The sequence below is a fragment of the Geomonas diazotrophica genome (genome assembly GCF_019063885.1).
Taxonomy (GTDB): Bacteria; Desulfobacterota; Desulfuromonadia; order Geobacterales; family Geobacteraceae; genus Geomonas; species Geomonas diazotrophica.
Genome location: NZ_CP077684.1, coordinates 2,389,074 through 2,400,633, shown reverse-complemented (window position 1 = coordinate 2,400,633; position 11,560 = coordinate 2,389,074). Strand labels below are relative to the sequence as shown.

At 64.4% G+C, this 11,560-nt stretch carries 11 protein-coding genes; 8 read left to right on the top strand and 3 right to left on the bottom strand.

From position 1 onward, the window contains the following. Positions 1 to 57: 57 nt before the first annotated feature. The 4 genes from KP003_RS10440 (at position 58) to KP003_RS10425 (ending at position 5,466) form a co-directional block, all read left to right on the top strand. Complete coding sequence (locus tag KP003_RS10440) at positions 58 to 1,047, top strand: efflux RND transporter periplasmic adaptor subunit (protein ID WP_216791857.1); 990 nt, start codon at positions 58 to 60, stop codon at positions 1,045 to 1,047. Then, positions 1,044 to 4,151 (top strand): efflux RND transporter permease subunit, encoded by a 3,108-nt coding sequence (locus tag KP003_RS10435; RefSeq protein WP_216791856.1) that lies wholly within the window; start codon positions 1,044 to 1,046, stop codon positions 4,149 to 4,151. Before KP003_RS10440 ends, KP003_RS10435 begins: the two co-directional genes overlap by 4 nt. Positions 4,152 to 4,244: 93 nt before the next feature. Further along, positions 4,245 to 5,189: a flagellar hook-length control protein FliK gene (gene fliK, locus KP003_RS10430; RefSeq protein ID WP_216791854.1), complete on the top strand. Its 945-nt coding sequence runs from the start codon at positions 4,245 to 4,247 to the stop codon at positions 5,187 to 5,189. Continuing rightward, complete coding sequence (locus KP003_RS10425; protein WP_216791852.1) at positions 5,182 to 5,466, top strand: EscU/YscU/HrcU family type III secretion system export apparatus switch protein; 285 nt, start codon at positions 5,182 to 5,184, stop codon at positions 5,464 to 5,466. The genes fliK and KP003_RS10425 overlap by 8 nt, the downstream gene beginning before the upstream one ends. A gap of 21 nt (positions 5,467 to 5,487) precedes the next feature. Here the strand turns inward: KP003_RS10425 and KP003_RS10420 are convergent, their stop codons facing one another. The 3 genes from KP003_RS10420 to purM form a co-directional block, all read right to left on the bottom strand. After that, a complete protein-coding gene (locus tag KP003_RS10420; RefSeq protein ID WP_216791850.1) occupies positions 5,488 to 6,330 on the bottom strand; it encodes a ChaN family lipoprotein in 843 nt (280 codons plus the stop codon). Between the two features lie 126 nt (positions 6,331 to 6,456). Further along, entirely contained in the window at positions 6,457 to 7,071 is a 615-nt protein-coding gene (gene purN / locus KP003_RS10415) for a phosphoribosylglycinamide formyltransferase (RefSeq protein ID WP_216499008.1), read from the bottom strand. 16 nt (positions 7,072 to 7,087) lie between these two features. Then, complete coding sequence (gene purM, locus KP003_RS10410) at positions 7,088 to 8,134, bottom strand: phosphoribosylformylglycinamidine cyclo-ligase (RefSeq protein WP_216499007.1); 1,047 nt, start codon at positions 8,132 to 8,134, stop codon at positions 7,088 to 7,090. 107 nt (positions 8,135 to 8,241) lie between these two features. On the opposite strand from purM, the gene rimI reads away from it, so the two are divergent. From rimI to KP003_RS10390, 4 genes are read left to right on the top strand one after another with little or no spacing between them, the layout of a single operon-like run. Beyond that, positions 8,242 to 8,724, top strand: a complete 483-nt coding sequence (gene rimI, locus KP003_RS10405) for a ribosomal protein S18-alanine N-acetyltransferase (protein WP_239027651.1) — start codon at positions 8,242 to 8,244, stop codon at positions 8,722 to 8,724. Next, positions 8,714 to 9,523, top strand: coding sequence for a dihydroorotate dehydrogenase electron transfer subunit (locus KP003_RS10400; RefSeq protein WP_216791848.1), 810 nt, complete (start codon positions 8,714 to 8,716; stop codon positions 9,521 to 9,523). Before rimI ends, KP003_RS10400 begins: the two co-directional genes overlap by 11 nt. A 2-nt stretch (positions 9,524 to 9,525) precedes the next feature. Further along, entirely contained in the window at positions 9,526 to 10,443 is a 918-nt protein-coding gene (locus KP003_RS10395; protein WP_216791847.1) for a dihydroorotate dehydrogenase, read from the top strand. Further along, on the top strand, positions 10,443 to 11,474 hold the full coding sequence (locus KP003_RS10390; protein WP_217300676.1) for a KamA family radical SAM protein: 1,032 nt from the start codon (positions 10,443 to 10,445) through the stop codon (positions 11,472 to 11,474). The genes KP003_RS10395 and KP003_RS10390 overlap by 1 nt, the downstream gene beginning before the upstream one ends. The last annotated feature ends 86 nt before the right edge of the window (positions 11,475 to 11,560 follow it).

The following is an 11,560-nucleotide window of genomic DNA, read 5'->3' as shown; positions in this document are numbered from 1 at the left end:
GCAGGCTGCTCCAGCAAGACAGAGAAACCCAAAACGAAAGCTCCCGCGCCGGTTGCCGTGGCCCGAGCCTCCCAAAAAGACGTTCCCATCGAGTTGCGCGCCATCGGCAACGTCGAAGCTTACGCCACCGTGGCGCTCAAGTCCCGCGTCGCCGGCATGATCACCGGGGTGCAGTTCAAGGAAGGGGACGACGTCGCCAAGGGGGCGCTTCTGTTCACCGTGGACCCGCGCCCCTTCCAGGCCTCGCTGGCGCAGGCCCAGGCAAACCTGGCCCGTGATCTTGCCAGCGCCAACAACGCCAGGGAGCAGGCGAAACGGTACGCCGCGCTCTGGCAGGAGGGGATCGTCACCCGCGAGCAGTACGACCAGCTCCAGGCCAACGCCGACTCCCTCGCCGCCTCGGTCGCCTCGCTGCGCGCCGCGGTCGACAACGCCAAGCTCCAGTTGGAGTACTGTTTCATCCGTTCCCCCATGGCCGGGCGCACCGGCGGCCTTACCACCCACCCCGGCAACCTGGTCAAGGAGAACGACACCGCGCTGGTCACTATCAACCAGATCGCGCCGCTCTACGTCACCTTCGCCCTGCCGGAAAAGGATCTGGCCACCATCAAGGGGAGGATCGGCGGCAAACTCCCTGTCCAGGCCCGCGTCGCCGGGAGCGCCGTCGCGGAGCAGGGGACGGTGACCTTCCTGGACAACGGGGTCGATCCCGCCACCGGCACCATCAAGGTGAAGGCCACCTTCGCCAACGCCCGCAAAACGCTCTGGCCAGGGCAGTTCGTCAACGTCGCCATCACCCTCGACACCAGGAAGGGGGCGACCGTCGTCCCCACCCGCGCCGTCCAGACCGGGCAGCAGGGTGAATTCGTCTACCTCGTCAAGCCCGACTCCACGGCGGAGGTGCGGCCGGTCAGCACCGGTCCTTCCCTCGACGGCCTGACCTTGATCGAGAAGGGGCTCGTTCCCGGCGACACGGTGGTGACTGACGGGCAGGTGAAATTGGTACCGGGAGGGAAAGTGGCCGTCAAGGGCGGGGCACCCTCATGAACCTTGCGGAACTCTTCATCCGGCGGCCGGTGATGACCAGCCTGGTCATGCTCGCCATCGTGCTCGCGGGCCTGATCGGCTACCAGATGCTCCCGGTGAACGATCTCCCCAACGTCGATTACCCCACCATCCAGGTCACCGCGAACCTCCCGGGGGCAAGTCCGGAGACCATGGCCAGCGCGGTCGCGACCCCCCTGGAGCGCCAGCTCTCCACCATCGCCGGCATCGACACCATGAACTCCACCAGCGGCCAGGGCGTCACCCGCATCACGCTGCGCTTCGCGCTGGAGCGTGACATCGACGCGGCGGCGCAGGACGTGCAGTCCGCCATCACCAAGGCGAGCCGGCAGCTCCCCCAGGACATGCCGGCCCCCCCCTCCTACCAGAAGGTGAACCCGGCCGACCAGCCGGTGCTCTACCTGGTGCTCAGTTCGAAGACGCTGCCGCTGTCCCGGGTGAACGAGTACGCCGACACCATGATCGCACAGCGTATCTCCATGGTGAGCGGTGTGGCCCAGGTGCAGATCTATGGCCCTCAGAAGTACGCGGTCCGGGCGCGGCTGAACCCGATGGCGCTTGCTTCCCGGAAGATCGGCATCGACGAGGTGTCGCAGGCGCTCTCCGGCGGCAACGTTAACCTCCCCACGGGCACCCTGCAGGACTCCAGCAAGTCGTTCTCCATACAGTCACAGGGGGAGCTTCTCGACGCGGCCGCGTACCGCCCGCTGATCGTCGCCTACCGCGGCGGCTCCCCTGTGCGGCTGTCCGACCTCGGCAGCGTGATCGACTCGGTTGAGAACGACAAGCTCGCCGCCTGGTTCAACGGCAGCGAGCGTGCCATCATCCTCGCCGTGCAGCGACAGCCGGGCACCAACACCATCGAGGTGGTGGATTCCATCAAGAAACTCCTCCCCGGATTCCGCGACCAACTGCCCGGCGCGGTCACCCTGCACGAGCTCTACGACCGCTCCCAGGCCATCCGGCACTCCGTGGCCGACGTCAAGTTCACCCTGGTGCTCACCATCGCGCTGGTGATCATGGTGATCTTCCTGTTCCTCAGGAACCTCTCCGCCACGGTGATACCGAGCCTAGCGCTCCCCATCTCGCTCATCGGCACCTTCGCCGCGATGTACGCCCTGCATTTCTCGGTGAACAACATCACCCTGATGGCGCTCACCCTCTCGGTCGGGTTCGTGGTGGACGACGCCATCGTCATGCTGGAAAACATCGTGCGCCACATGGAGCAGGGGGAGCGCCCCATGGAGGCCGCCTTGAAGGGGGCGAAGGAGATCGGCTTCACCATCGTCTCCATGACCATCTCGCTGGTGGCCGTGTTCATTCCGGTGCTCTTCATGGGCGGGATGCTGGGGCGGCTTCTGCACGAGTTCGCCGTCACCATAACCTGCGCCATCCTTATCTCCGGCGTGGTCTCCCTGACCCTCACTCCCATGCTCTGCAGCCGGTTTCTGCACCCGCCCGCCGAGGAGCACCACGGCAGGCTGTACCTCCTCCTGGAGCGCTGCTTCGACGCCATGCTTGCCGCCTACAGCAGGACACTCAGCGCGGTCCTCAAACACCGCCGTGCCACCCTCGCCGTCACGCTGATCATGACCGCGGTCACGGTCTATCTCTTCAAGGTGATGCCGATGGGGCTTCTCCCCAGCGAGGACCTGGACTCCTTCTACTGCACCACCGAGGGGGCGCAGGGGGCCTCATTCGAGGAGATGGTCACCCACCAGCAGGAACTCGCCAAGAGGATCGCGGCCAACCCCAACATCAAGGGATTCATGTCCACGGTCGGCGCCTCGGGTTCCCGGGTCGGCTCCAATTCCGGCTTCATGTTTGTCACGCTAAAGCCGAGAAGTGAGAGAAAGGAAACGGTCGACCAGGTGATCCAGCAGTTGCGCCCGAAGCTGGCCGAGGTGCCGGGGATCCAGAGCTTCATGCAGAACCCGCCGCCGATCAGGCTTGAGGCACAGCTCTCGAAGAGCCAGTACCAGTTCGTGCTGCAAAGCCCCGAGACCCAGCTCCTCTACGACAGCGCTGCCGCCTTCGAGCAGAAGCTGAAGCAGGTGCCGCAGCTGCTCGACGTGACCAGCGACCTGCAGCTCAAGAACCCACAGGTCGACCTGAACATCGACCGGGACAAGGCTACGGCGCTCGGGGTCACGGCGCAGCAGATCGAGGACGCGCTTTATTACGCCTACGGCTCCAGGCAGGTCTCCACCATCTTCGCCCCGACCAACCAGTACCAGGTGATCCTGGAACTGGAGCCGCAGTACCGTCTCGACCCGTCGGCCCTGGGGCTGCTCTACGTCAGGTCGTCGTCGGGCGCGCTGGTGCCGCTCTCGACCATGACCACGCTCACCAAGTCGCTGGGGCCTTTGTCGGTGAACCACCTGGGGCAGATCACCAGCGTCACCGTCTCCTTCAACGTGAAGCCGGGGGTTCCCCTGGGGGAGGCGGTGGAGGCGGTCGAGAAGCTGGCGGCGAGCACGCTCCCCCCGGGAATCAACACCGGCTTCCAGGGCGCGGCCCAGGCCTTCCAGTCCTCGACCAAGGGGTTGACTCTCCTTTTGCTGGCGGCCGTTGTGGTGATCTACCTGGTGCTCGGGATCCTGTACGAGAGCTACGTGCACCCGATCACCATCCTGTCCGGGCTCCCTTCGGCCGGGCTCGGCGCGCTGCTGACGCTGATGCTGTTTCACAAGGAGCTGGACCTGTACGCCTTCGTTGGCATCATCATGCTGGTGGGGATCGTGAAGAAGAACGCCATCATGATGATCGACTTCGCGCTCGACGCCCAGAGGCGCGAGGGGAAGAGCCCGATGGAGGCGATCCACCAGGGGTGCCTGGTCCGTTTCCGCCCTATCATGATGACCACCATGGCGGCACTCATGGGGACCCTCCCCATCGCGCTCGCCATCGGGGCGAGCTCGGAAGGGAGAAGGCCGCTCGGCCTTGCGGTAGTGGGGGGGCTCCTGGTGTCGCAGCTTTTGACGCTCTACATAACGCCGGTGGTCTACTACTACCTGGACCGGGCCGTGCAGAGGGGCAGGGCGTTTTTCGGGAGGAAGGCGCCGGCGATGCAGCCCGGGCTGTGATCGTTCCTGGAGTTTGGAACGTAGAACGTAGAGCTGTAGAACGTAGAGCTGTAGAGCTGTAGAGCTGTTTACGGTCGTTGCTGGGGACGCGGCATGTTGATCAACGACGAAACTCAAAAGCAGGTTCTGACCATCCTGGCCAAGACGGCGGTGACTCCGACCGCCGACGTGCAGGAGCGCGCCAGCTCCCTGTTGCAGCTCAACCCGGGGCAGCAGGTCAAGGCCGAGATCATCGCCAACCTTCCCAACAACTTGTACCTGGCGCGGGTGGCTGGAGAGCTTTATAAGCTGGAGATCCCGCTCAACGTGCAGCCGGGGGAAACCCTGGAGCTGACCTTCGTGACCGCGGATCCCCGCGTGACCTTCCAGATGCTGCGCCCCCAGACCGAGTCGGTGCAGCTGAGCTCCATGGGGAAGTGGCTCGCGGACGTAGTGCAGAACGCGCCCGTGCTGCCGTCTGCGCAGGAGCCGCTGGTCGAGCACCCGGAGCAGGCCGCAGCCCAACTTGCCGGAAGGCTGAAGACGAGCCTTACCCAGAACGGCCTCTTCTACGAATCGCACCTGGCCCAGTGGGCTCTCGGGGGGCTACCCCTCAAAGAGCTGCTCAAGGAACCCCAGGGGAAGCTTTCCCGCATGTTGTCGGAAAGGGAAGGGGGCTCGGCCGGAGAGGAGACGGCCGGTGGCGCCATCGCCGACGGCCGCACCCTGCCGCTCATCAAGGAACAGCTCCACCTGCTGAACACCGGCGTGCTGGCTTGGCAGGGGGAGGCCTGGCCCGGACAGGAGATGAGGCTGGTAATAGGGGAAGGGGGCGCCGAGCAGTGGGAGCAGGGGATCGAGGCGAACCTGGCGCTGGAACTGCCGCGCCTTGGGGGGGTGAAGGCGCACTTGCGTTTCACCCCAGAAGGGATCAACGTGGAGCTGGTCTGTGATCGTCCCGGCGCTTCCGAGCTTTTGCGTCAAGGGAGCGGCGAACTGAGAACCTCGCTTGCCTCACAGGGACTGCACCTGAACAAGATGGCGGCCAAGGATGGCTAAGAAGAGCTCGGACATGAAGCGCGCGGTCGCCATGGCCTACAACCCCGACGAGGCGGGTGCCCCCAGGGTCATCGCCAAGGGGGCCGGCATCAGCGCGGAGGCGATCATCTCGCTCGCCAAGGAGCACGGCGTGTACGTGCACCAGTCCCCCGAACTGGTCGCCATGCTGATGCAGATCGATCTCGACGCGGAAATCCCGCCGGGACTGTACCAGGCCGTCGCCGAGTTGCTGGCATGGCTCTACTCGCTGGACCAGCAACTGGAGCAGCAGCTCTGACACGCCACCCGAATTCCCCGCTCAGAACCGCTCCACCAGCAGGTAATCCGCGTCCTCGGGGGTAACGCTCTCCTCGTCCAACGGCGGAACCGGCGGGAGCACAATCCTGTAGTTCTGGTTTCCCCTCAATTCGGCTGGAACCCCGCCGCCCCCACGCGCGTGCCCACCCCCAGCGATCACGACCATTACCTTTTTCGGGTGCGCTGCGAGATAGTCGTATATGCGCCTGGCCATCACCATGTTGCGCAGCATCTGCGCCTCGGCGATGTGCCGGAATGCGTCGCCGCTTCGGCCGTGGCTTGGGAAGGATCCCCGCATGAAGTTTAGGAACTGGTCGGTCACCCTCGCGTCGACATCGGGCGGCAGGTCCGCGAGCTCGGCGGCTTTTAGGGAGCCGAAGCCGCGCTGCGCGACGTTCTGGACGATGCCGCGCGGCGCGTTCAGCGCCACGATGGGGATGTGGTTGTCACGGGCAAAGAAAAAGATGTCGCTGTACATGCCCCAGGGGATGTGGCGCCAACTCCACTGGTACACCTTGCGAAAGGCCTCTTCCGGCACCCTTCCGGCGCTCCACGCATCAAGTGCGGGCTGGCTCACGCTCTCGAACATCTCCATGCCGATGGCAATATCCCTTCCTTGAGCCTGCAAAGCCTTGAGCACCCGCAACTGCAGATCGTGATGTGCAGGCTCGTCGTGCCTTTCGCCTAGAAAGATCACCGGCGCGTCCGAGATATCGGCGATCATGCTGTCTACGTCTACGGTGGTGCGGTCCCGGACCCGCAGGGCCTGGGAGATGGAGCAGCCGCACAAAAGGACGGTGAGCAGGGCGAACAGCAGCAATCTGGCGAGGTGATGAATGGGCATGGGCGTGGTTATAGCAGAAACATCGCTAAGGCGCCACGGGAAAGAGGCACGGGGAGGGCTTGGTGCGGGCAAAGAAAAACCCCCTCGCGCAGGAGGGGGTTCTGATTTTGCTATGTTGTTTCGTGGTCAGGCCGAGACGGTGACCACCCTGCCGTCGACCTGCAAAAGCCCTTCTGAGAAGAGGCGGACCGCCTCGGGGTAGATGCGGTGCTCTTCCTTCTGGATGCGGGCACACAGGCTCTCCTCGGTGTCCCCCGCGAGAATCGGCACCGCAGCCTGGATGATGATCGGCCCGGTGTCGGTGCCGCAGTCCACGAAGTGGACGGTGCAACCGGCGACCTTGGCGCCGTATTCCAGGGCTTGGCGTTGGGCGTGCAGCCCGGGGAAGGCGGGGAGCAGCGCCGGATGGATGTTCATGACGCGCATCGGGAAGGCGTCCAAAAGCACCGAGGTGATGATGCGCATGAAGCCCGCCAGCACCACCAGGTCCACGTCGAACTCGCGCAGGGTTGCCACCAGTGCCTCGTCGTACGCCTCGCGGCCTGTGTAGGCGCGGTGGTCCAGATGCAGAGCCGGGATGCCGGCCTTCCTGGCCCGCTCCAGGCCGAAGGCGTCCGCCTTGTTGCTGATCACGCAGACCACGCGACCGTTGATGGTGCCCTTGGCGCAGGCGTCCATGATCGACTGCAGGTTGCTGCCGCTGCCGGAGATCAGTACCCCTATCTTGAGCTCATTTCCCATAAAGGCTCCGCGCGGATCAGACCAGCTCCACGCACTCCTTGCCGGCGTCGCACTTGACGACATCGCCGATGACGAAAGCGGTCTCGTTGAGCCCGGTGAGCCTGATCATGATGTCGTCGGCCTCGTTCTCAGGGACCACCAGGACCATGCCGATGCCGCAGTTGAAGGTACGGAACATCTCGTTCTCCTCGATGTTGCCGCCTTTCTCGATGATCTTGAAGATCTCGGGGATCTCCCAGCTGTCCTTCTTGATCACGGCCTTGCAGCCGTTGGGAAGGACGCGGGGGACGTTCTCCAGGAGCCCGCCGCCGGTGATGTGGGCGAGGCCGCTGATGTTGAAGTCCCGAAGCAGGTTCAGGACGGAACGGACGTAGATGCGCGTCGGGGTGAGGAGTTCCTCGGCGACGGTCTTGCCCAGGCCGGGAATCTCGTCGTTGATGTTCAGCCCCATGTGCTCCAGGATGACCTTTCTGGCCAGGGAGTAGCCGTTGGAGTGCAGGCCGGAGGAGGTGAGGCCGATCAGCTTGTTGCCCACGGTGATGGAGGAGCCGTCGATGATCTTCTCGCGCTCCACCACGCCGACCGCGAAGCCGGCCATGTCGTACTCGTCGCCGGTGTAGAAGCCGGGCATCTCTGCGGTTTCTCCGCCGATCAGGGCGCAGCCTGCCTGGACGCAACCCTCGGAGACACCCTTGATGATGGAGGCACCCTTGGCGGGGTCGAGCTTGGCGGTGGCCAGGTAGTCCAGGAAGAAGAGGGGCTCGGCGCCCTGCACAATGATGTCGTTGACGCACATCGCTACCAGGTCGATGCCGATGGTGTCATGACGGTCGGCGAGGAAGGCAAGTTTCAGCTTGGTGCCGACACCGTCGGTGCCGGAGACGAGCACGGGATGTTTGTACTTGCCAGTGTTCAACGAGAAGAGACCGCCAAAACCGCCGATGTCGGCAAGGACTTCCGGACGGGAAGTGGCCTTGACCAACGGCTTGATCATCTTGACGAAAGTGTTGCCAGCGTCTATGTCTACACCGGCGTCTTTATATGTGATTTTCTTCTCTTTCAAGGTGAAACCTCCAATAAATTAAAGGAGAAATCTATCCCATTCCCCAGTAAAAGTCAAAGTGAAAAAATTGTTTACTTCGACTGGTGCTTTGCATAATATGCCTTGCTGTGTCAGCCTTGGGGAAGAAAATAACACTGCGTCCCATGTGTGACGAGGACTTAGACAGCGTCCTCGAAATCGAGTCCGCCTCGTTCCCCCGCCCCTGGACCCGGCGCCATTTCCTGGACGAGATGGAAAGCCCCGGCAGCCACCCGGTGGTCGCCGTGACCGGCGCCGGGAAGGTCGCCGGCTACCTCTGCCTGAAGCAGGTGCTGGACGAGGCCGAGATCCTCGATGTCGCCGTAGACCCTGGGGCCAGGGGAGGCGGGATCGGACGCGCGCTGGTCGACTGGGCTGTCGCCTTCTGCCGGGAGCGGAAGCTCGCCTTGCTCTGCCTGGAAGTGCGGGTGGGCAACCACGAGGCGATCTCGCTGTACCGGCGTCTGGGCTTTGCCGAGGTGGGGCGCCGCAGGAATTACTACGAAAATGGCGACGACGCCATTCTGATGGACCTATCCATAGCTCAAGTAGAGGAATGCGATGCAGTTTAAATCCATGGTTATCTCCAACGTCGAGGTGTCACCCAACTACTTCAGGATGAGGATGACGGCCCCCCAGGAGCTCGCCTCCGCGGTGCCCGGGCAGTTCGTCATGCTCAAGGTGAACGACGCCATCGACCCCCTGCTTAGACGCCCCTTCGGGCTCTTCGACGTGGGGAGCTTCGTTCCCGAATACGCCGGCTGCGGCGCGCAGGTCTACTGCGAGATCCTGTACAAGGTGGTGGGAAAGGGGACCAAGCTCCTTTCCGCGCTGCACCACGGCGACCTGGTCGACCTCCTGGTCCCGCTGGGCAAGGGGTTCCAGATGGGACCTGCCGGTGAGGAGAAGGTGCTGGTGGGAGGCGGCGTTGGGCTCGCGCCGCTTTATTACCTCGCCAAGGAGCTGAAGGAGCGCGGCGAAAAGGTGCGCCTGTTCGCCGGGGGACGCAACCGCGACGACGTCCTCTGCATCACCGAATTCGAGAGGCTCGGCGTCGAGACCTACGTGGCGACCGACGACGGCACCCTGGGCGAACGCGGTTTCGTCACCCAGGTGCTGGAGCGCCACCTTTCCTCCGGCATGCGCATCTTCGCCTGCGGCCCGACGCCGATGCTGAACGCGGTGGCCAAGATGTCCCAAAAGCACGGCGTCCCCTGCCAGGTTTCCATGGAGGCGTACATGGCCTGCGGCGTGGGCGCCTGCCTTGGCTGCGTCATGAAGGGGGCCAATCACACCGACGAGACCCCCGACTACCGCTGCGTCTGCAAGGACGGTCCCGTCTTCGACAGCTTTGAACTGCAATGGAGTTAGCAATGCAACGACCTGACATGTCCGTGGTCCTCGCCGGGATCCCGATGCGCAACCCCGTGATGACCGCTTCCGGCACCTTCGGCTACGGCGCCGAGTTCGCCGACTACCTCGATCTGGAGAGCATCGGCGCCATGGTGACCAAGGGGCTCTCCCTGAAGCCCAAGGCCGGCAACCCGACCCCGCGCATCGTTGAGACGCCGGGAGGGATGCTGAACGCGATCGGCCTGCAGAACGTGGGGATAGACGCCTTCATCGAGCAGAAGCTCCCCTACCTGAAAAACGTGAACACGCCGGTGATAGCCAACCTCTACGGCAATACCCTCGAGGAGTACGGCGAGGTGGCGAGCCGCCTGGACGGCCTGGCCGGCGTGGCCGGCATCGAGGTGAACATCTCCTGCCCCAACGTGAAGCAGGGCGGGATCGTGTTCGGCACCGACCCGGGCGCCGCCCAGGAGGTCGTTTCGCTGGTCAAGAGGAACACCTCCAAGCCGCTCATCGTGAAGCTCTCCCCCAACGTGACCGACGTGGTTGTCATGGCCAAGGCGTGCGCCGATGCCGGCGCCGACGCGCTATCGCTCATCAACACCCTGACCGGCATGGCCATCGACCTGGAGCGCCGCCGCCCGGTACTGGCCAACGTCACCGGCGGCCTCTCCGGTCCCGCCATAAAACCGGTGGCGCTCAGGATGGTCTGGCAGGTGGCCAAGGCGGTCAAGCTGCCCCTCATCGGCATCGGCGGCATCATGAACGGCAGGGATGCCCTCGAGTTCATGCTGGCCGGCGCCACCGCCATCCAGGTGGGTACCGCGAGCTTTCTCGATCCTTCCGCCGCGCAGAGGATCGCGCAGGAGATGGAACAGTACCTGGTCGAGCACGGCATCGAAAGCGTCCGCTCGCTGATCGGGGCCCTCGAGGTCTGATGGAAGCCTGGGAACACAGCCTCAAGAGATGCATCACCAGCCCGGAGGAACTTGCCGGGCTTTTTCATGTGCAGGGGGCGGATCTCGCCGAGGTGGTGCGGCGCTACCCGATGCGGATCACCCCGTACTACCTCGGACTGATCCGCGAGCCGGGAGACCCCATCTGGCGCCAGTGCGTCCCGGACCCGGCCGAAATGCACGACCTGACCCAGTCCCCCGATCCCCTGGACGAGGAACGTCTCTCGCCGGTGCCCGGCCTGATCCACCGCTACCCGGACCGGGTGGTGTTCCTGGTCTCCACTGCCTGCGCCGTCTACTGCCGCTTCTGCATGAGAAAGCGGGGGGTGGGGTGCCAGGGGATGAGCCCGGCGCCGGTGGACGAGGCGGTGGCCTATATCGGCTCGCAACCGCAGATCCGGGACGTGATTCTCTCCGGCGGCGATCCGCTGCTCCTCTCCGACGACCGTCTGGAGCAGATACTGACCGCCTTGCGCCGCATCCCCCACGTCGAGATCATCAGGATCGGCACCCGCGTGCCGGTTACCCTCCCGGAGCGGATCACGGCGCGTCTCGCACGCATGCTGAAGCGCCACCAGCCGCTCTACATCAATACCCACTTCAACCACCCTCGCGAGATCACCGAGCAGTCGGCCCGGGCCTGTGCGCGGCTTGCCGACGCCGGCATCCAGCTTGGCAACCAGAGCGTGCTCCTCAAGGGTGTGAACGACGAGCCCCAGGTGATGCGCGAGCTGATGCAGCGCCTCCTGGCCATCCGGGTGCGTCCTTACTACATCCACCAGATGGACCTGGTCCGGGGCACCGCCCATTTCCGGACCCGGGTCGCGGACGGCATCGCGGTAATGGCGGCCCTGCGCGGCCATACCTCGGGCCTCGCCGTACCGCATTACGTCATCGATCTGCCAGGCGGGAAAGGCAAGGTGGAGGTCTCATCGGCCCGGTTCAGCGCGGACGGCAGCCGCCTTTTCGTGCGCAACTACCTGGGTGAGGAGATCGAGTACCAGGAGATCTGACACTCCCTTCCTCCCCCGTACGCCTGCCAACGGAGCCGGATGCAGCCCTGCACCCGGCTTTTTCATGCCTTCATGATTTCCGTACA

Bases quoted from the DNA above. Each gene is read 5' to 3' on its own strand.
- KP003_RS10400 (WP_216791848.1), top strand. From the start codon at position 8,714: ATGCAGTTTAAATCCATGGTTATCTCCAACGTCGAGGTGTCACCCAAC.
- KP003_RS10425 (WP_216791852.1), top strand. From the start codon at position 5,182: ATGGCTAAGAAGAGCTCGGACATGAAGCGCGCGGTCGCCATGGCCTAC.
- KP003_RS10420 (WP_216791850.1), bottom strand. From the start codon at position 6,330: ATGCCCATTCATCACCTCGCCAGATTGCTGCTGTTCGCCCTGCTCACC.
- purN (WP_216499008.1), bottom strand. From the start codon at position 7,071: ATGGGAAATGAGCTCAAGATAGGGGTACTGATCTCCGGCAGCGGCAGC.
- KP003_RS10390 (WP_217300676.1), top strand. From the start codon at position 10,443: ATGGAAGCCTGGGAACACAGCCTCAAGAGATGCATCACCAGCCCGGAG.
- fliK (WP_216791854.1), top strand. From the start codon at position 4,245: ATGTTGATCAACGACGAAACTCAAAAGCAGGTTCTGACCATCCTGGCC.
- KP003_RS10435 (WP_216791856.1), top strand. From the start codon at position 1,044: ATGAACCTTGCGGAACTCTTCATCCGGCGGCCGGTGATGACCAGCCTG.
- KP003_RS10395 (WP_216791847.1), top strand. From the start codon at position 9,526: ATGCAACGACCTGACATGTCCGTGGTCCTCGCCGGGATCCCGATGCGC.